We start from the raw sequence: 20,052 nt of genomic DNA, 5'->3' as shown, positions 1-20,052 counted from the left end.
CATCCCACCTATCTCCTGACACCTTCACACGATCAGGAGAATGCTGTGATCAACCCGTGGCCCAACGCCCTCTGCGTTGCCGTTGCTCTGGTAACGGTGGCGAGCCCTGCACTGGTTCAAGCGCAAGACGTGAATTTCAACCTTCGGGCTGGCCCCTTGGCCACTACCCTCAATTCGATTGCCAGCCAGAGCGGGAACATCATCTCCCTTGAACCCGCCCTCGTGCAGGGCAAACAGGCACCGGCTGTGGTCGGGCGCATGTCGCCCGAGCAGGCGATGGACGCGGCACTGGCAGGCAGCCGTCTGCAATTGCGCATCACGGGCCAGGGCAACTTCAGCGTCGAACCGGCTCCGCAAAACGGCGATGCACTGCAATTGGGGGTCACCCGCGTCGTCGAGCAAAGCCGCGACGCCACCACTGAAGGTTCCGGGTCTTACACGGCCCAGGCGGTCACCATCGGCAAAGGTTCACACAGCCTCAAAGAAACACCCCAGTCCGTCACCGTGATCACCCGCAAAATGCTCGATGACCAAAACCTCAACACCATCGATCAAGTCATGGAGAAAGTCCCCGGAATCACCGTGTACGACTCCCCCATGGGCGGTAAGTACTTTTACTCGCGCGGATTTCGCATGAGCGGCCAGTATCAGTACGACGGCGTGCCGCTGGACATCGGCAGCAGCTACGTACAGGCCGACAGCTTCAACAGCGACATGGCAATTTATGACCGGGTTGAGGTGTTGCGCGGTGCCGCCGGCATGATGAAGGGCGCGGGCGGCACAGCGGGCGGAGTCAATTTTGTGCGCAAACGCGGCGGGTACACGCCGCACACGCAACTCTCGCTCTCGGCGGGCACATGGGACAACTATCGCGGCCTGGTGGACACCGGCGGGCCCTTGAATGAGTCCAGCACGTTGCGAGGCCGCGCCGTAATGGCCCAACAAACCCGCCAGTATTTTTATGACGTCGCTGAACGCCGCGACCAGATTTACTACGGCGCCCTTGATCTGGACCTCACCCCGGACACCACGCTCGGCCTGGGCCTGGCGTATGAAGACGTAGATGCCACCCCGTGCTGGGGTGGGTTGCCGCGCTATGCCAACGGCAGCGACTTGAAGCTCAACCGCTCCACCTGCCTGAATACAGCGTGGAATAACCAGCGCAGCAAACGCACGACCGTCTTCAGTGACCTGACCCACACCCTCAGTGACGACTGGGCACTCAAGGTGGCCGGGGTGTATTCCAAAAATACCCAGGACATGGAATACGCCTTCCCCAGCGGGCCTGTTCCCGTAGGTGCTACCCACACCAACACGCTCATGCTGGGGAGCATTTACGACTACGATCAGGTCGACTACGGCTTCGATGCCTATGTCGATGGCACGTTTGATGCCTTCGGCCAAGCGCACGAACTGATCGTGGGCGCCAACGCCAGTCGCTCGCATAAAGATGACTTCTACGCCGTGGCGGCCCTGCCCCAGCGCCAGGACATCTTCAATCCGGATCACCATCTGCCACGGCCGGACGAGGGCTACTACCTTGCCAATGCCTCGCGGGGCGGCCCGGTGGACATGCGCATCCAGCAATATGGCGCCTACAGCCTCGCCCGACTGAAACTGGCCGATCCTCTGACCGTTGTGGTTGGCAGCCGGGTCAGTTGGTACTCATCGGACAGCGACTCCACCACCTACTGGCGCGGTGAAGGCACCCCGGTCAGCTCCAAAGCCAGGGAAAGCGGGCAAGTCACCCCCTTTGCCGCCGTGTTGTTCGACATCAACGATAACCTCACCACTTACGCCAGCTATACCGACATTTTCACCCCACAAGGCGGCTACAAAACCATCGACGGCAGCAGCCTCAAACCGTTAATCGGCAAAAGTTACGAGCTGGGGATCAAGGGCGAATGGTTCGAAGGACGCCTCAACAGCGCTTTTAACCTGTTCCGCACCGTGCAAAACGATGCCGCGCAAGATGATCCGTTGTGCCCGGACAGCAGTTGCTCACTGAACTCCGGCAAAGTCCGCGCCCAGGGCTTCGAGGCAGAAATCAGCGGCGAAGTTATCGAGCGCCTGCAACTGCTGGCGGGCTACACCTACACCCAGAGCAAAGTACTGGAAGACGCCCAGCCCGATCAGAAAGGCCTGGCCTACACCTCTTACGTGCCGCGTCACCTGTTGCGGGTGTGGGCCGATTACGCACTGACGGGCGCCCTGGAGCGCGTCACGTTAGGGGCGGGCGTCAACGCGCAGAGCAGCAATTACCGCGTGTCGCCCATCAGCGGTAACGACGTCAGCCAGGCGGGTTACGCGGTATGGAACGGGCGCATTGGCTATCGCATTGATGACACTTGGTCGGTCGCGCTCAATGGCAACAACCTGTTCGACAAACGCTACTACGCCAGTATCGGCACTGAAGGGTTCGGCAACTTCTATGGCGAACCGCGTAACGTCATTATGTCGCTCAAGGCAGACTTCTAAGCCCTGCACCCTCGCTGCCCTGACACACGGGCAGCGACGGGTTACAGCATCTGCTCGGCCAGCAATATCAGGGCAATCAGGATCATGATGGCGCCCGAGGTCTGACTGACCCGTTGCGCGGCGCCGGGCCGGGTTTGCAACACCGCGCGGGCACCGAATCCAACCAATAAATACACAACGCCGCAACTGACCGCATGCAGCCCGCCCAGGGCCACGATCTGCGCAGGCACTGGCCATGTCGACAGGGGGTCGGTGAACTGCGGCAACAGCGCCAGAAACAATAAAAACACCTTCGGATTCAAACCGCTGACGCACAACCCCTTCCACGCCCAACGTGACCAGGAGTCCGCCACCTGAACGCTTCCGGACACCGGGGTTGCGGGGTTTCTGAGCATCCCCACGCCAAGCCAGAATAAATACAGCGACCCAGCCACGGTCAGCACCTTAAGAATCATCGGATTGCTGGCCATCAACCCGCCGACGCCCGCCGCGACAATGATCGTCGCCAGTAGATGCCCCGACAACAAACCTGCGACTGCAGGCGTTACCCAACGTCCGCGCATCCCTGCCGAAATGGCGTAAGCCCAATCTGCGCCAGGGGTGATGATGAACAGGAACGACACCGCCCAGAACGCGGCCAGAACACTGAGAGTCACGAGATAAGCACCTTCTACGGGCGAGAGAGAGTTGAGGAACAAGCCACTTTGCGGACACCGCGCGCGGCGAAAGCAACGAGTAGAAGATTAGGTAAAGGCTGCTAGGATTACTTTGCGTTTATCCCCGACCAGCGCCACACAATTAGAAGGTTCTTCTCAGTGGATCGAATTGACCGAAAGATTCTTGCTGAACTGCACACCGACGGCCGACTTTCTCTCACCGAACTGGCTGATCGCGTGGGTCTCAGTCTGTCGCCGTGTCATCGTCGGGTGCGGGCACTGGAAGAAGCCGGGGTTATTTTGGGCTATCGCGCCGTGCTGGCGCCCAGCGAGCTGGGACTGAACTTTTCAGCGATGGTGTTCGTGACCCTGCGCGAAGTCACGCGTCAGGCCGTAGCCGACTTCGAGGCCGCGCTGCCAGACATCCCGCAAATCGTCGAAGCCCAACGGCTGTTCGGCGACCCGGATTATCTGCTGCACGTCATCGCCAAAGATTTGCCGGCCTACCAGCAGCTCTACGACGAACACCTCAGCGCACTGCCCAACGTACAGCGCCTGGTGTCGACACTGGTAATGAAACGGGTCATCCATGACCGCGTGTTGCCGCTGTAACCCGGCCATCTCACCCGCCGTACCGGCTAGGCAAACAAGTCATCAATCGCCAGCTGAATGCACGCCATCTCTGAGGGAGGCGATGAACCCTGCGGCAAACCCTGCAAGCAATCAGCTTTCTTACGCTCTGCCATTCGGCTGAACGCTTGATGAAGTTTCAGCAAAAGATGAGGGGCCGTACGCTTAAAAGTGTTGAACGTCAGTTCCTGCAGGCAGGAACGTTTTAAGGCCAGGCCTTCGGCATACGTCGTAATCGCTTCAGCACGAATCTCCCAGCCAGTATTCGCAAAAAATATCTGCCCATAGATACTTTTGATCAGCTCCCGGGCATGCGGCGCCAAGGGCTTGAAGCGATACGCCAAACCCTGCTGCTTGTTCTGGGCGGGGAACACCGCATACGTGGGATACGTGCTTCCCGAAAATTCTTTGTCAAGGCTGATGCGCCCATAGAAACAGGCCACCATCGCCAGCGCGAACATAAATGAGTTTTCCGGGTTGCGGTGCGAATCCGGCGCAATCGATCCGCGGGTTTTCACGTAATGCTGTTGCACCTCGAAGGTGTGGTACAGCACCACTTCGAGGTTGTCGCCCTTCAAGGGCATCTCGAATCCAGGCTCATGCGCCAGCACACCTTGATCCCCAAACCACTGCTTGAGCGTGTCCCTGAGGTCATCACAACTGCGAAGTTCGGGGATATTAACCACCTGCTGCCGATTCAGTGCGCTGAGCAGGTCGACGCTGACACGGGCAGCTGCTTCGGCCAAATCCCCAATGCGGGCAGACTCCAGTAACGCCCGGTTACCCACCACATTGCACAGCAACTCCAGCGTGAGTTCACCCTCAGGCTTATGGGGAGGCTGACATGGCGTCGGGACATCCACGGGATCGTCTTCAGGAAGATCCTTGTCCAGCCAGGGAAGAGGCAGCGCTCCCCAGATAAACAGGTGCGCGTTAACCTTTTGTACAGCCTTGTCAGCCAGCCACCCCATCCATTCAAAAGGGATCGAATCGCGCTCCGGGAAGTTCTCCTGACGCCGCAGTTCGTCTTCACAGGCGGCGTACTCCCGATAAAACAGGTGATCCAGAGCATATACCGTGCGAGCCAGCGCCATATCTTCCAACACCGGCTGTGTCTGCGATTGAGGCTCGATCTGAGTCCACTCAAGCATCTCGGCGTACGTTTGGCGCATGTCCGCAGGTAAAACCTCGACCAGCGCTTTGTGCAATGCCCTGCGATTCTCAAGCTGGTTCCAGGCTGACGCATCCGCGTCTTCAGGTGCAGTAGCACTCATGTACTTGAGCGATGCTTCCTTAAGCGGCTCCACATAAAAAAAACCGTCTGCGCACTTCCAGCAATCAATGGGCAAACGTGACAACGTGTGCGCACGCCATTTGCGCGCGCTTTTGCCGTAATCCACCACACTGGTAGAAAAAGCCCCCAGCAACTTGGAAGCCTCATAGAGCGTGACGCTGTTTATCAGCGCCTTGCTCTCTTGCAACGAGACGGTAAGCATGTCGGCCATTGTCGGGGCCAGAGAATCGCGGGTACGGCTATCGGGTTTTTGAGACATGTTCATGCGCAGACCTTCTAACAATCAGCAAACAATCAGTAAAACGACAAGCGCTGAGCGCTTGTCGCACGGAGGCGTTCAAGCAAGCTCTGCGCCCACTGGCGCTGAAACATTCACCTGTGCTGATTGCGGCTTGGCCCTGGCCTTAAGCACGGCATGGGCGTGCTTATTGAGCTTTTCACCTGCCACCAGGCGGCGAGTATGATCGAGCGACAAGCGCGCCATCTCCAGCGCCTCCCACTCATCACCGGCCAATTCGCGCTCCAAAAAAACCTGCGCAAGCGCATGGGTATGAGCGATGGGACCGAATTTATTGATTGAACACACCGCATGGTAATGGTCATTACAGGCAGCGAGTTGTGAGGCGTAAGGGGAGCCAAGATGGTCGTGAGCAGGCATGACGTTATCCTTTCAATGAGGGGTTGGTAACACCTGCCACTGTCGCTCGAAGCGCCGTACAAAAAACCCCGAACATTATGAACCGCTCGAACGCCCCATACTGCCTGGCATTGGCGCCTTACCCGGCAAAGCCCCCCCACCTTGCCAAACCCCAGACCATTACTTATCCGACTTAATACTGGTCCAGACGCGTGTGCGCACCCGTTCCAGCTTTTGTGGCAGCGGTTGTACCACGTACAGGGTTTTAAGGGCCTCGGGAGTTGGGGTCAGGTTGGGGTTGCCTGTGATGTCTTTGTTGATCAGTGCAAGCGAGTCTTTGTTGGCATTGGGGTAGCCGAGAAAGTCACTGATCGGGGCGATGATGTTGGGGTCGAGCAAGGTGTTAATAAACGCGTGGGCTTCGTCGACATTCTTGGCACTTTTAGGGATGGCGAATGTGTCAAACCAGATCGGCGCACCCTCCTTGGGCAAGCGCCAATCAACCACGACACCATTGCCAGCCTCCTTGGCTCGGTTGCCAAACTGGTAGAAGCTGCCCGAGTAGCCAATGGCCACGCAAATATCCCCGTTCGCGATGTCGGTCATGTATTTGGCGGAGTTGAAGTAAGTCACGTAAGGACGGATTTTCATCATCAACGCTTTGGCTTTTTCATAGTCCGACGGATTCTGGCTGTTGGGGTCCAGCCCAAGATAATGCAGGGCCAAGGGCAGGATTTCCGACGCAGAGTCGAGCATGGCCACGCCACAGGACTTAAGCTTCTGCATGTTCTCGGGCTTGAACACCAAGTCCCAACTGTTGACGGGCGCATTGTCGCCCAGCGCCGCTTTAACCTTCGCCGGGTTAAAGCCAATCAACACGGTTCCGTACATGTATGGAATGGCGTACTGATTACCGGGGTCGTTTTGATCCAGCAACTTGAGCAGCTCAGGGTCTTGATGCTGCCAATTCGGCAGTTTGCTGCGGTCCAGTTTTTGAAATACGCCTGCCTTGATCTGGGTATCAAGGAACTGGTTCGACGGCACTACAAGGTCATAGCCCGAATGACCTGTCAGCAGCTTGGCTTCCAGCGACTCGTTGGTGTCGAACGTGTCCCACGTCACGTTGATGCCCGTCTCTTTGGCAAAGTCCTTGGGCACGGAGGGCAGGATGTAGTCAGCCCAGTTGTACACACGTAGCTCGCGTTGATCTGCCAACGTCGCGCCAGCCATTAACGCCAGCCCGCAGACGGAAGTCTTCAGTGCGCATTTCAATGCATTCATGACGTATTTCCCCAAATGGCGTGAGAGCAATCGTTTTTATGTTCTGTACACAGCAGTTACCCGCGCAGGCTGTTGTGCCGGGACGCCTGGCAGCGATGCTGTTTTGATTCTTGCCGCGCACCGCTCGGGTTCACAGTGGCAGGCAGGCCAAAAGGGGATGATTGTGGCCACTGGGCGACAACAGAGAATGCGCCGTCTGGTGGTCGTCAGCGCCGCAGAACAACAAGCTCACGACGCCCTGATCTGTATCGCGCCCTTCCACAGCAATGAGCCAGTACGCCAGGCCATCGACCTCAACACCCGCGTAACTCGTTTCAGCCGTCAATTTTGCGTAACACGTCCCTGCGCTGGCAGATCTGTGGGATAAAAAAATCCCCGCGCTTCTCTCGAAGGGCGGGGATTTTTTAGGCTGGACGCTTAGTGCGCGTAAGTCAGTAACAACTCCGTCGGCACTTTGAAATCCAGTGACATCATGACGCTCAGCGCGGTGATGGTGAAGATCGAGAACACGAACAGCTTGCGTGCCCAGACCTTGTCGTCGACGGCTTTATAGCCGGTCCACGCCATGTACAGCCAGTACATGCCCATCGCGGCCGCCACGGCCATGTAGCTCATGCCGGCGTAACCGCCGAGGGTGAGCATCAGGGTCGCGATCAGGAACGCGAGGATATAAAGCAGGATGTGCTTCTTGGCAACCTTGATCCCGCGCTTCACAGGCAACACCGGAATCGATGCGGCCAGGTAATCGTTGAAGCGGAAGATCGCGATGGCGTAGGAATGCGGCATCTGCCACAGGCTGAACATCACCAGCAATGTCAGCGCGGCCAGGTCGAAGCTGTTACTCACAGCCACGTAGCCGATAACAGGCGGCATTGCACCCGACAAACTGCCAATCAAGGTGCCGTGAACCGACTTGCGCTTGAAATACAGGCTGTACAGACCGACGTAGATCACGAAGCCAATCGCCGCGAACAATGCCGCCAGCGGGTTGGCCACGCGATACAGCAGCACCAAGCCTGCGACCCCCAGCAAGGTGGCGTATACCAACGCCACCTTGAGGGAGATCAGGCCTTGCACCAGTACGCGGTTCTTGGTGCGATCCATCTTGATGTCGATGTCACGGTCGATGCAGTTGTTAAACACACAACCGGACGCAACCACCAGGGAGGTGCCGATCACCGCGGCCAGGAACAGGGCCAGATCAAAATGCCCCTTCGAGGCCAGGAAGAACCCGCCTGCCACAGAAAGCACGTTACCGAAAATGATCCCCGGTTTGGTGATTTGGATAAAGTGCTTAAAGGACATCGGGCTTACCTCACTTCGCCATCATTACAGTGTGGATGCTGAACATGATCCACAGGGACAGGCCGACCAACAGCACAATAACCAGCGCCGAGAACACCAGCGCGGCGACGTTATTGCGTTGTGCAGGCGAACGGTCCAAGTGCAGGAAATACACCAGGTGAACGATCACTTGAATCACGGCGAACAACAGCACGATCGCCAGCGTGGTCATTTTTGGCAGGGTTGGGTACATCACCAGCCCGAACGGAATGACGGTCAGGATCACCGACAAGATGAAGCCGATTACGTAGGACTTCACGCTGCCGTGGTTCGCGCCGTCAGAATGTGCGTTAGCCATTTACAGAGTCCCCATCAGGTAAACAACGGTGAATACGCAGATCCACACCACGTCCAGGAAGTGCCAGAACAGGCTCAGGCAGCTCAGACGCGTCTTGTTGGTCGCCGTCAGGCCCTTTTTCTGGACCTGATACATCATGATCGCCATCCAGATCAGACCGCTGGTCACGTGCAGACCGTGGGTACCGACCAGGGTGAAGAACCCGGACAGGAAGCCGGAACGGCTCGGGCCAAAGCCTTCGGAGATCAACAGGTGGAACTCGTTGATTTCCATGGCGATGAAGCCTGCACCGCACAGGAAGGTCAGGGCCAACCAGAACAGCACCTGACTTTTCTTGCCCTTGAACAACGCCAGCATGGCGAAGCCGTAGGTGATCGAGCTGACCAGCAGCAGTGCGGTTTCACCCAACACGTACGGCAGTTCGAAGATGTCGTGGCCCGATGGGCCACCCGCTACGTTGTTAACCAGTACCGCGTATACCGCGAAGATCGACGCAAACAAGATGCAGTCGGTCATCAGGTAGAGCCAGAAACCAAATACGGTTGTCTCGCCCGAGTCGTGGTGATGGTCATCGTGCCCATGGTCGTGACCATGGGCGTGTCCAGCATGAGTCGCTAAGTTCGACATGGTTTATGCCTGTTCCAACTTGGTTTCAACACGGGTAGCCGGAATCTTGCCAGCTGCTACCAGACGCTTGTGCTGCTCGGCTTCGATGCGCTCGATGGTTTCCACCGGCACCATGTAGCCCTGGTCATCACGGGCAGCATGGATCGCGAAGTACGCCACGGTGCCAACCAGGCTGGCGATCGCCAACCACCAGATGTGCCAGATCATTGCGAAACCGAATACGGTCAGCAGTGCGCCCATCACCACACCAGTCGCGGTGTTGTTTGGCATATGGATCGGTTCGTACTTGGCAGGAGCCTGGTACGCAGTACCGTTTTCCTTGGCCTCAGTGAACGGGTCAATGCTGTCGGCTTTTGGCAGTACGGCAAAGTTGTAGAAAGGAGGTGGCGACGAAGTCGACCATTCCAGGGTGTGACCATTCCATGGATCGCCGAATTCGCAGGCGTTCTCAGGCTTGTTGCGGTCACGGATGCTGACGTACAGCTGGATCAACTGGCACGCAATACCGACGGCGATCAGTGCAGCACCGACGCACGCTACGTACAGGTAAGGCACCCACTCAGGGTTGGTAGTGGCGTTCAGACGACGGGTCATGCCCATGAAGCCCAGTGCATAGAGCGGCATGAACGCAACGAAGAAGCCGGTGATCCAGAACCAGAATGCTGCCTTGCCCCATTTCTCGTTCAGTTTGAAGCCGAACGCTTTAGGGAAGTAGAAGCTGAAACCAGCGATGTAACCGAATACAGCACCGCCGATGATCACGTTATGGAAGTGAGCAATCACGAACAGGCTGTTGTGCAGTACGAAGTCAGCACCCGGGATGGCCAGCAATACGCCAGTCATGCCGCCGATGGCGAAGGTCACCATGAAGCCAAGCGTCCACATCACCTGGCTGGTGAATTGCAGACGACCGCGATAGATGGTGAATAGCCAGTTAAATAGCTTCACCCCCGTCGGGATGGAAATCAGCATCGTTGCCAGACCGAAGAAGGCGTTGACGCTGGCACCCGAACCCATGGTGAAGAAGTGGTGCAGCCAAACCATGAAGCCCAGGATCGAGATCGCGCCGCTGGCGTAGACCATCGAGTGGTGACCGAACAGACGCTTGCCAGTGAAGGTCGAGATGACTTCAGAGAAAATCCCGAACGCCGGCAGAATGAGGATATAAACCTCAGGGTGACCCCACGCCCAGAACAGGTTGACGTACATCATTGGATTGCCACCAAGTTCGTTGGTGAAAATGTGGAAATCCAAGTAGCGGTCAAGTGTCAGCAACGCCAGGGTAGCGGTCAGGATCGGGAACGAAGCCACGATCAGAACGTTTGCCCAGGTGCAGGTCCAGGTGAAGATCGGCATGTCCATGATCTTCATGCCAGGGGTACGCATTTTCAGCACGGTGGCCAGGAAGTTAACCCCGGTTAACGTCGTACCTAACCCCGATAGCTGTAGCGCCCAGATGTAGTAGTCCACACCCACGCCCGGACTGTACGCCAGACCCGACAACGGTGGATACGCAACCCAGCCGGTCTTGGCGAACTCGCCGACGCCCAGCGACAGGTTGACCAGTACCACGCCCGACACCAGGAGCCAGAAGCTCAGGGAGTTCAGGAACGGATAGGCAACGTCACGTGCGCCGATCTGCAGCGGCACTGCAAGGTTCATCAGGCCGGTGAAGAATGGCATCGCCATGAAGATGATCATGATCACACCGTGGGCGGTGAAGATCTGGTCATAGTGTTCAGGAGGCAAGTAGCCAGGCGAACCCTCAGTGGCCATGGCCAGTTGGGTACGCATCATGACGGCGTCGGCAAAGCCGCGCAGCAGCATGATCATGGCAACGATGATGTACATCACGCCAATTTTCTTGTGGTCGACTGACGTTAGCCATTCGGTCCACAGGTAGGTCCACTTTTTGTAGTACGTGAGTGCTGCAACCAACGCCAGACCACCGAGCAGGATCATAGCGACGGTCACCATCACTATCGGCTCGTGGAACGGTATGGCGTCCAGACTTAATTTACCAAACATCGTTTACTCCTCTGCCCCGGCAGCTGAATGCGAACTGGTGTCCAAACCTTCGGTCCCGGCCACTTCTTTCTTCTCGTGCTGCACCGGCTTGCCTGGTTTCATGCCTTCATACTTGTCGATGATGGTCTGGAACAGGTTCGGTTTGACCGAGGAGTAGAGCTCAACGGGATTGTTCTGACTTGGCTTGGTCAAGGCTTCGTATTCAGCTGTATCAAGCTGTTTAGGTGACGCTTTGACTTCACTTACCCATGCATCGAACTCAGCCTGGGAAGTCGCGATTGCTTTGAATTTCATGCCAGTGAAGCCCGCACCGCTGTAGTTGGCTGAAATGCCATCGAGCTCGGCGTTCTTGTTAGCAATCAAATGCAGCTTGGTCTGCATACCGGCCATGGCGTAGATCTGACCGCCCAGGCCTGGAATGAAGAACGAGTTCATGACCGTGTCGGACGTGATACGGAAATTCACCGGCGTGTTGGCCGGGAACACGATCTTGTTGACGGTGGCGATACCCTGTTCCGGGTAGATGAACAGCCACTTCCAGTCCATGGCCACTACTTCGATAGTGACTGGCTTGACGTCAGACTCAATCGGACGATACGGGTCCAGCGCGTGGGTCGACTTATACGTGATCACACCCAGCGCGATGATGATCAGGATAGGCACCGTCCAGATCACAACTTCAATCTTGGTGGAGTGCGACCATTTTGGTGCGTAGGTGGCGTTCTTGTTCGACGCGCGATATTTCCACGCGAAAACAAGGGTCATCAAGATGACCGGCACCACGACCAAGAGCATCAGCAATGTAGCAGTGATGATCAGATTCTTTTCATCGACGCCGATCTGCCCCACCGGATCGAGCAACGTCATATTGCAGCCTCCCAGCAACAACATGCCGAAAAGTGGCAATAAGCCAAAGAGTCTGGGGTACCTTTTTTTAGTCATCTCACGACCTCTAAAACAGCTTGCACAATGCAGTTGGTTTTTTCCGCCAACACTTCACCCTGCCAAGGGTTGGCAATTTTCCGGATTGAATAAGGGCCTGCTTCATCGCGGTGAAGCGACTGGGCAATTCCTGGGTTAGCAGTGATTTCTTATTCGATACTTGGTCAAAGGCCTTGTCACAGACCAATTCCATTTGGTGCGGAACTTAGAAGGGTTGCCAGTACCTTGGGAGTCGCATGGAAAGCCTGTCACAACCACCCAGGCGACCTTCAACTTCCCGCTTGGGCTCAGGGATGAGCAGGCTGGACGTTCAGTGCGGGCGATTGTAGTTAGGTAGCTCTCTATAAACCATGTCTCATCCCGAAATAATTAATCTCGGCTGTGGTAACAATCCCGCACTATTATTACGGCCCGCGTTTAAAGCCCCTCCCTGACGCGCTTGTAGCACGCCCTTCCCCCCAAGCTGTATCCGCCCCTTTTTAGCGCACGCTCAGACCTTCGCCAACACTCCAAAACGCCCAAACAAAAAGGCTTGCAGCGTTTTTCATGGTGCTTAGCGGCGGCTTTTTCAAGCCCTGCCTCAGCGTCAAAACGCCTCATGAGCGGGGACACCAGTGAGACGTTTCAGCCGTGTATTGTGAAATGAAAACATACCCTGTGACAATTTCTCCGTGACAATATGTCGCAGTCCCGAGCGCACCTTCACTGCCCCGTATCACATGCTATTCACATTTTTCGTGGGCGAAAAAAAGCCCCGCTCTTGCGCACAAGAACGAGGCCGTTGCAACCTGATTCAGTGTGTCAGGCAGGCTTGCTGCGATTGCGGTAAATGCCCAACGGTACCAGCACGGCCGTCAACACGAACGCCACCAGCGCCCATTGCGCCAGCGACAGGCCAAGCACAGGCGGGTAAGGCGTCGAACAGAAGCCATCGACTTGAAAACCCAGCGGGAATACAGCAGCCAGCGGCAAACCGTCGACAATTGGTTGCAGCGCGTCCAGGCCGCAACTGACCGCAGGGTTCGCCAGGATGTACACGTGGCGCCCCGCCGCGACCACCCCACCAATGGCGCTCAACACCACCAGCCCTTCAAACACCGTGATACTGCGCCGGGTGCGCATCGCTGCACCGATGAAAGCAAAAATAGCAATCAGCAGTAACGCATAGCGTTGCAGGATGCACAGCGGGCAAGGCGCCTCCCCCAGCACCACTTGCATATACAGCGCACCACCAATGAGGGCGAGGCAGATCAGCCCCAGCAAGACCAGAAAGCGCTTTTCGCGCCCCAGTCGCATCATGTCGTCCGTCATCGTGTTTCCTTTTGCCTGATTGTCCAAGGGCCGTCCGGCCGTCACAAAGCGCGCAGTTTACACCCAGACCTCCTGCATGGATGTAAGGCAGTTGTAGGAAGGGAATTAACAACGGGAGGGATTAAAGCGCGATTAACAAAACGCCCGCCGTGCTCTTCTGCCCGCTTTCACTCAAAGGCGCGGGAGGCAGACGAACACTGCGGGCGTAGGTGTATCAGCCGGTTAGGCGGATGACCAGAACCGCTTTATTCCAATGCAGCAGCGGGGCCGAAAAACTCGTAGCGGCTTTGTTGCTCAGGAACACCCAACGCCTTGAGCTGACGTTTGATGGCGCTCATGAAACCCTTGGGGCCCAGGAAGTACGCGTCGACATCACGGTCCGCAGGCAACCATTTATCCAGCAGTTCGGCGGTCAGCAACCCCACGTGATCGGCGGTCGCTCCCTGCCCATCCGGTTCGGCGTAGCAGTAAAAACGCTGCAACTGTGGATATTGCGCTGCCAACTCATCCACCCAGCCACGGAACGCGTGCACCTCGGCATTGCGCGCGCAATGGATAAAGTGGATAGGCCGTTGAGTCGTCAACGCTTTTTCCAGCATCGGCAAGGTTGGCGTAATGCCGACGCCGCCACTGATCAGCACCAGCGGTTTTTCACTGGCGGTCAGAGTGAACTCGCCGGCTGGGGGGAACAGCTCAACAATGTCGCCCACTTGCAGGCGATCATGCAGGTAGTTGGACACCACCCCGCCCGCCTCGCGCTTGACGCTGATGCGGTAACGACCCACCTGCGCCAGCGCCGACAGCGAGTAGTTACGACGCGCTTCCACACCGTCGATGTCCAGCTTGATGCCAATATACTGGCCCGGCTCACAGTCGAGGATCGGTTGCTGGTCCACGGGACGGAAGTAAAAGGATGTGATCTCAGCACTTTCGTCGATTCTGGCTGCCAGTTTGAACGCCCGACCACCGCGCCAGCCGCCCGGTGCAGCCGCTTTTGCGTCATAAATGGCCGCTTCGGCACCGATCAGGATATCGGCCAGTTGTCCATACGCCGCCCCCCACGCTGCCAACACTTCAGGGGTGGCGATGTCACTGCCCAGCACTTCTTCAATCGCGCGCAGCAGGCACTTGCCGACAATCGGGTAATGCTCCGGCAGAATTTGCAGCGCCACATGCTTGTTGATGATGCGGGCTACAAGGTCTCCCAACTGGTCGAGCTGATCAATATGGCGTGCGTACATCAGCACACCATTGGCCAAGGCACGGGGCTGATCGCCGCTGGCCTGATTGGCCTGGTTGAACAGCGGGCGTACTTCGGGGTATTCCGACAACATCATCCGGTAGAAATGGGTGATTAAAGCTTCACCGCCGCTTTCAAGCAGCGGCACAGTGGATTTGACGATGGCACGATCCTGAGCAGTAAGCATAAGGGTGACTCCAGAGCACGTAGGCATTGACTAACATTCGATGAGCGTTCAGGTATCAGAATCCGTGCCAACTTTAAAACCCTTTAAAAACAGCCATTTAAATCCTAAATAGTCATTTTGACTCAATCTGATCTATAGTCATTACGACTACACGAGGTCAAAATGACTGCAAAACTCCTGCTTACCACACTGTTGCCACTGGTCGACGACCTGTCTCGCGATCTGCCAGAAAGCGAGCGTTATCGCCGCCTGCTCGAAGCCATGCGCGCCCTGCTGCCTTGCGATGCTGCAGCCTTGCTGCGTCTGGACGGCGAGTGGCTGGTGCCCTTGGCCGTAGACGGCCTGAGCCTCGACACATTGGGGCGTCGGTTCAACGTCAGCGAGCACCCGCGCTTTGAGGTGCTGCTCAGTAGCCACGGGCCAACGCGTTTCCCCAGTAATTGCGAGCTACCCGACCCCTACGACGGGTTGGTCGACGGGCTGGCCGAGCATCTGGAAATCCACGACTGCATGGGCTGTCCCCTGTTCATTGACGAAAAGCCCTGGGGCTTGCTGACCCTCGACGCGCTTGATCCCAAACGTTTCGAGCCGATCGAGCTTGATGCCCTGCAAGCGTTCGCCAGCCTTGCGGCCGCCACCGTCAATGTTGCCCGGCGCATCGAACGCCTGGCTTTGCGGGTTGAAGACGAGCAGTTGAAAGCCGAGCTGTACCGTCAGGCCAACGGCACGTCCAACAAAGAGCTGATTGGCCAGAGCAAGGTTCACAAACGCCTGCTCGATGAGATCGCACTCGTGGGCACCAGTGACCTGACGGTCCTGATCACCGGCGAAACCGGGGTCGGCAAGGAGCTGGTGGCGCAAGCGATTCATGCCGCCTCGCCCAGGGCCGACAAACCGATGATCAGCCTCAATTGCGCGGCGCTACCCGACACGCTCGTCGAGAGCGAACTGTTCGGCCACGTGCGCGGCGCCTTCACCGGGGCCACCCAGGATCGGCGGGGAAAATTCGAACTGGCCAACGGCGGCACGCTGTTCCTCGACGAAGTGGGTGAGCTTTCACTCGCGGTGCAGGCCAAACTGCTACGCGTGCTCCAGAGCGGTCAGTTACAACGCCTGGGTTCGGATCAAGAGCATCGCGTCGACGTCCGCCTGATTGCCGCCACCAACCGCGATCTGGCGGCAGAAGTGCGCAGCGGTCGCTACCGCGCCGACTTTTACCATCGCCTGAGCGTCTACCCGCTCAAAGTGCCCGCCCTGCGCGAACGCGGGCGCGACGTGCTGCTGCTCAGCGGCTTCTTCCTTGAACAAAACCGTTCACGCATGGGCCTTGGCAGCTTGCGCCTGAGCCCAGACGCACAGGCCGCGCTGGTGCATTACGACTGGCCGGGCAACGTGCGCGAACTGGAACACCTGATAGGCCGCAGCGCCTTGAAAGCCTTGGGCAATTGCCCCACACGCCCGCGCATCCTGACACTGACGGCACACGACCTTGATCTGCCTTCAACCCCCGCCACCAAGGCTGCGCCGGACACACCCGCCGAGGCTCCCGACGCCCTGGGAGATCTGCGTCAAGCGACAGAGCACTATCAACGAACCTTGATCAGCGCGTGCCTGGAACGCCATCAGCACAACTGGGCCAGCGCGGCGCGTGAACTGGGGCTGGACCGGGCCAATCTGGGGCGCTTGGCCAAGCGACTGGGGTTGAAATAGATGCAGGGCAACGCGCCATGGGCGCCCGCCGCACACTGCGCCAATACCCTTTGCAACGTAAGAAAAATGACGGATCCCACCAATTTCAGAGCAATGAACTACAGGCCGAACGGATGCGGACGATAGACCCGCAACCTTACAAATCGCCTTACTGACAACCCGGTGACAATTACCTGAGGTGTCAGTCATGAGCGAAGCCATCAGTGAAGTGCGCGTTGCGGTTGTGCAATTTGATCCTCAAGTCGGCATCCAGCATCGCCAAGACAATCTGCACAACAGTCTGCGCCTGGCCATGGAGGCCGTTACGAATGGGGCGGAGTTGATTGTCCTTCCCGAGCTGGCCAACACCGGCTATTTCTTCGCCAATCGGCAGGATGCTTTTCTGCACGCCGAGATCCTTCCTGATGGTCCCAGCACCCAGGCCTGGATGGATTTTGCCGCGTTGCATCAGGTTTATCTGGTAGCCGGGCTGGCGGAGCGGGACGGCATGCAGCTGTTCGATACCGCTGTGTTGCTGGGGCCGGACGGTTTTATCGGTAAATACCGTAAGGCCCACTTATGGAATCGGGAAAAGCTGTGGTTCACACCCGGCAATCTGGGCTTCCCCGTGTTTGAAACGCCGATCGGGCGCATTGGCCTGCTGATCTGCTGGGATATCTGGTTCCCCGAAGTGCCGCGTCTCTTGACCCAGCAAGGCGCCGACATCATTTGTAGCCTGAACAACTGGGTCTGGACACCACCGCCGCTGTTCGATGCGGCGGGTAAATGCATGGCCTCCTACCTGACAATGACCGCAGCCCACGTCAATAACGTGTATATCGCGGCGGCCAACCGTATCGGCGAAGAACAGGGTGAACGCTATTTGGGTTGCTCGCTGATCGCTGGCACCAATGGCTGGCCCATTGGCGAGGTCGCACCGGCAGATACGCAAACCATCCTTTACGCCGATATCGATCTGGCTAGCGCACGCAGCGCGCCGATTTGGAACAACTTGAACGATCTGCACCGGGATCGTCGTACTGACTTGTATGACTCGATGCTCGGCTATTGCTACCACCCTTGCCTGCCACGCTGATGAGGATGCCGCCATGGACTCCTCACCTGTACGCGATACATCACGCACGGCTGCCCGCCTGTCAGGGATCATCATGGCTGCCGGGTTGGCCGTCGGGGCGTTTTCGATCTGGATGGCGCTGAGTTACACGGACTCAAATCCAGGACACTGGCCAAGATATAGCGAAATGATGGCTGAGCTGCCTTCCCCGATGTCCTGGCTGCGCTGGATACTCGGAGACATCACCGAGGTCGCGTTCTACAAGCATGAACTGGCTTCATTCGGCTTGCTGCTTGGAGCTGCCTTGGGCTACTGGACCAGTCGTTACGCACCGGCGTGGCAAGGCTTCAGCATCAGTTACGGCTCCGGACTGTGGCCATGGCTGGTGACCAGCTCCCTATTGGGGTTATTACTGAGCAATGCGTTGTGGGGCTGGACCCTGACCGCCGATACGTGGCAGCCCACATTCGCTGCATTTGTATCATTGCCCGCCGCCATGGTCCTATTCTTTGGTGGAGGCTGGAAAGTAACCCTTAACGGGGCCGTTCTGGGTGCGTTACTCGTCACTCCGGCTTGTCTGTTGTTCGTCAACTTTCTGTGCGTACCCTTGGGGTTACCAGTGGTGATTGGCAATGTGCTGGGGATGGCACTCGGTAGCGTGGCTGCTTTTATGTTGTGTCGCGCAATACCTGTTCTGGTAAGTCGCGCGCCTGGATCTGCACCTGAATGTGCTCAACCTGTCGCGACAAAAACACCGGACTACGGGCTGCTATGGACGGTACGCCGCGTTCTGGCTGACTTTTCCGAAGCGCCTTTCTTTGGCAATGAGTGGGCGAGCCTGGGTTTGTTACTGGGCGTGCTGCTCGCCTATGGACTAAACCCTCTAAGCCCCGCCTATGGCTCAGGACTCGTGCTGCAGCTGATTGCAGGGCAAGCGCTGACCTCTTTACTGGGGGTGACGATGTGGCGGCATCAATGGCAGATAAGAGGCTGGTATCCCACGTATGTCCCGCTGGTCTCAGTGGTCCCGGCAGCTGTGCTGACCTGCGGCGGCAGTGCAACAGTGGTGGTCATCAGTGCCTTTTTTGGGGCTTTAATCGCACCGCCTTTGGCCTGCGCCATTGCTCAGCGGTTACCAACGTATGTGCACCCTTACATCGGCAACGTCCTGTCGATGGCAATCAGTACTTTACTAATCGTTCCAGCCATCCGTTTTTGGCTCGTAAACTAACCTTTGCCCGGCGTGCGTGGCGGGTTTCGACCTCAGAAACCCGCACCTGCGTATCAGTGAGGACAGCATGAATCGACCGACAATTGCCATCGCAACACTGGGCGGCACCCTCAGCATGCAACGCGGTGAACCCGGTGAAGGAATTACTCCGTCGCTGGGCGGCGCTGAATTACTGGCCTCTGTACCTGAACTCGGCGCATTGGCTCACATACGGATTAAAAGTCTGAGCCTATTGCCCAGCGCCTCAGTGAATTTTGATTTTTTGCTGCAGGTGCTGGAATGGGCCAATGACCAGATCACACTGGGCGCTCAAGGCGTGGTCATTACCCAGGGCACCGACACCCTTGAAGAGTCCGCAACTTTTTTCGAGTACTTGTGGCCACACGATACCCCCTTGGTATTAACGGGCGCGATGCGTTCAGCCAGCGAGGCAAGCGCTGACGGCCCTGGCAATCTGCTAGATGCATGCCGTGTCGCGCTAAGTGCATCGAGTAAAGGCAGAGGCGTTCTGGTGGTCATGAATGGCGAGATTCACGCGTCACTCTCGGTTCGTAAAACCCACACCCTAGCCTTGAATGCCTTCACCTCTGCGACAGGCGGCCCAGTGGGGTTAATGATTGAACACACGCCCCGCTTTCTGCACCCCGGGGCTCCCCGTATGACTCTGCCCATACCCTCATGCACCACGCATAAAGTCGCGTTACTGGAGGCCTCGCTATCAGCTGACACCCTGATTCTTGAGCAACTGGTGGAGATGGGTTATCAAGGCTTGGTGATCGCCGGCTTTGGTGCTGGCCATGTCAGTGAAAAGTGGTCAATTGCTTTACAGGCGATTGCAATCAACCTCCCTGTCATCGTGGGCTCACGCACGGGTGCCGGGACAACGGCTTTTCACACTTACGGATTCACGGGTGGGGAAATCGATTTAATCCGCAAGGGTTTGCACCTGAGTGGGTTTCTCTGCCCACGTAAAGCCCGGCTATTACTGTGGCTAGTTATCGGATGCGGCCAACAGTCAAAACTGAACGATTTTCTCGCCTATGGGCAAGGCTGCCAAACGTCGTAAACCCTAAACCGGTACTGATCCGGGGTTTTGTTAAAGAC

General features: G+C 57.3%; 17 protein-coding genes. 6 read left to right on the top strand and 11 right to left on the bottom strand.

The features are described from left to right. The first annotated feature begins 45 nt into the window (after positions 1-45). Positions 46-2,478 (top strand): TonB-dependent siderophore receptor, encoded by a 2,433-nt coding sequence (locus tag CJF39_RS08890; protein WP_094993077.1) that lies wholly within the window; start codon positions 46-48, stop codon positions 2,476-2,478. A gap of 41 nt (positions 2,479-2,519) precedes the next feature. Here the strand turns inward: CJF39_RS08890 and CJF39_RS08885 are convergent, their stop codons facing one another. After that, positions 2,520-3,134 (bottom strand): LysE family translocator, encoded by a 615-nt coding sequence (locus CJF39_RS08885; protein ID WP_047273822.1) that lies wholly within the window; start codon positions 3,132-3,134, stop codon positions 2,520-2,522. A gap of 159 nt (positions 3,135-3,293) precedes the next feature. On the opposite strand from CJF39_RS08885, the gene CJF39_RS08880 reads away from it, so the two are divergent. After that, positions 3,294-3,746, top strand: coding sequence for an Lrp/AsnC family transcriptional regulator (locus tag CJF39_RS08880; RefSeq protein WP_047273821.1), 453 nt, complete (start codon positions 3,294-3,296; stop codon positions 3,744-3,746). Positions 3,747-3,772: 26 nt separating this feature from the next. Here the strand turns inward: CJF39_RS08880 and CJF39_RS08875 are convergent, their stop codons facing one another. From CJF39_RS08875 to hmpA, 10 genes are all read right to left on the bottom strand, one after another. Continuing rightward, complete coding sequence (locus CJF39_RS08875) at positions 3,773-5,323, bottom strand: hypothetical protein (protein WP_141232176.1); 1,551 nt, start codon at positions 5,321-5,323, stop codon at positions 3,773-3,775. Positions 5,324-5,395: 72 nt separating this feature from the next. Beyond that, entirely contained in the window at positions 5,396-5,716 is a 321-nt protein-coding gene (locus CJF39_RS08870; RefSeq protein ID WP_094993075.1) for a hypothetical protein, read from the bottom strand. 159 nt (positions 5,717-5,875) lie between these two features. Next, on the bottom strand, positions 5,876-6,976 hold the full coding sequence (locus CJF39_RS08865) for a polyamine ABC transporter substrate-binding protein (RefSeq protein WP_094993074.1): 1,101 nt from the start codon (positions 6,974-6,976) through the stop codon (positions 5,876-5,878). A 417-nt stretch (positions 6,977-7,393) separates the two neighbouring features. Next, a complete protein-coding gene (gene cyoE, locus CJF39_RS08855) occupies positions 7,394-8,281 on the bottom strand; it encodes a heme o synthase (RefSeq protein WP_047273811.1) in 888 nt (295 codons plus the stop codon). Between the two features lie 10 nt (positions 8,282-8,291). Further along, positions 8,292-8,618: a cytochrome o ubiquinol oxidase subunit IV gene (gene cyoD / locus CJF39_RS08850; protein WP_047278868.1), complete on the bottom strand. Its 327-nt coding sequence runs from the start codon at positions 8,616-8,618 to the stop codon at positions 8,292-8,294. Beyond that, positions 8,619-9,245, bottom strand: a complete 627-nt coding sequence (locus CJF39_RS08845; protein ID WP_094993072.1) for a cytochrome o ubiquinol oxidase subunit III — start codon at positions 9,243-9,245, stop codon at positions 8,619-8,621. A 3-nt stretch (positions 9,246-9,248) separates the two neighbouring features. Next, positions 9,249-11,273: a cytochrome o ubiquinol oxidase subunit I gene (gene cyoB / locus CJF39_RS08840; protein ID WP_094993071.1), complete on the bottom strand. Its 2,025-nt coding sequence runs from the start codon at positions 11,271-11,273 to the stop codon at positions 9,249-9,251. 3 nt (positions 11,274-11,276) lie between these two features. Then, complete coding sequence (cyoA, locus tag CJF39_RS08835; RefSeq protein WP_047273807.1) at positions 11,277-12,215, bottom strand: ubiquinol oxidase subunit II; 939 nt, start codon at positions 12,213-12,215, stop codon at positions 11,277-11,279. An 801-nt stretch (positions 12,216-13,016) separates the two neighbouring features. Further along, positions 13,017-13,526, bottom strand: a complete 510-nt coding sequence (locus CJF39_RS08825; protein ID WP_094993070.1) for a disulfide bond formation protein B — start codon at positions 13,524-13,526, stop codon at positions 13,017-13,019. 245 nt (positions 13,527-13,771) lie between these two features. After that, entirely contained in the window at positions 13,772-14,953 is a 1,182-nt protein-coding gene (gene hmpA, locus CJF39_RS08820; RefSeq protein ID WP_094993069.1) for an NO-inducible flavohemoprotein, read from the bottom strand. A gap of 162 nt (positions 14,954-15,115) precedes the next feature. Here hmpA and norR point away from each other — a divergent pair, with 162 nt between their 5' ends. From norR to CJF39_RS08800, 4 genes are all read left to right on the top strand, one after another. After that, positions 15,116-16,663 carry a nitric oxide reductase transcriptional regulator NorR gene (gene norR, locus CJF39_RS08815; RefSeq protein ID WP_094993068.1) on the top strand — a complete coding sequence of 516 codons (1,548 nt, stop codon included), beginning with the start codon at positions 15,116-15,118 and terminating at the stop codon, positions 16,661-16,663. A gap of 187 nt (positions 16,664-16,850) precedes the next feature. Next, complete coding sequence (locus tag CJF39_RS08810; protein ID WP_094993067.1) at positions 16,851-17,738, top strand: nitrilase family protein; 888 nt, start codon at positions 16,851-16,853, stop codon at positions 17,736-17,738. 13 nt (positions 17,739-17,751) lie between these two features. Beyond that, positions 17,752-18,948, top strand: coding sequence for a hypothetical protein (locus CJF39_RS08805; RefSeq protein ID WP_432760238.1), 1,197 nt, complete (start codon positions 17,752-17,754; stop codon positions 18,946-18,948). A gap of 67 nt (positions 18,949-19,015) precedes the next feature. After that, positions 19,016-20,014: an asparaginase gene (locus CJF39_RS08800; RefSeq protein ID WP_094993066.1), complete on the top strand. Its 999-nt coding sequence runs from the start codon at positions 19,016-19,018 to the stop codon at positions 20,012-20,014. The last annotated feature ends 38 nt before the right edge of the window (positions 20,015-20,052 follow it).

This window comes from Pseudomonas lundensis, from assembly GCF_002269125.1.
Lineage (GTDB): Bacteria > Pseudomonadota > Gammaproteobacteria > Pseudomonadales > Pseudomonadaceae > Aquipseudomonas > Aquipseudomonas lundensis_A.
This window is presented reverse-complemented; position numbering and strand designations above follow the sequence as displayed.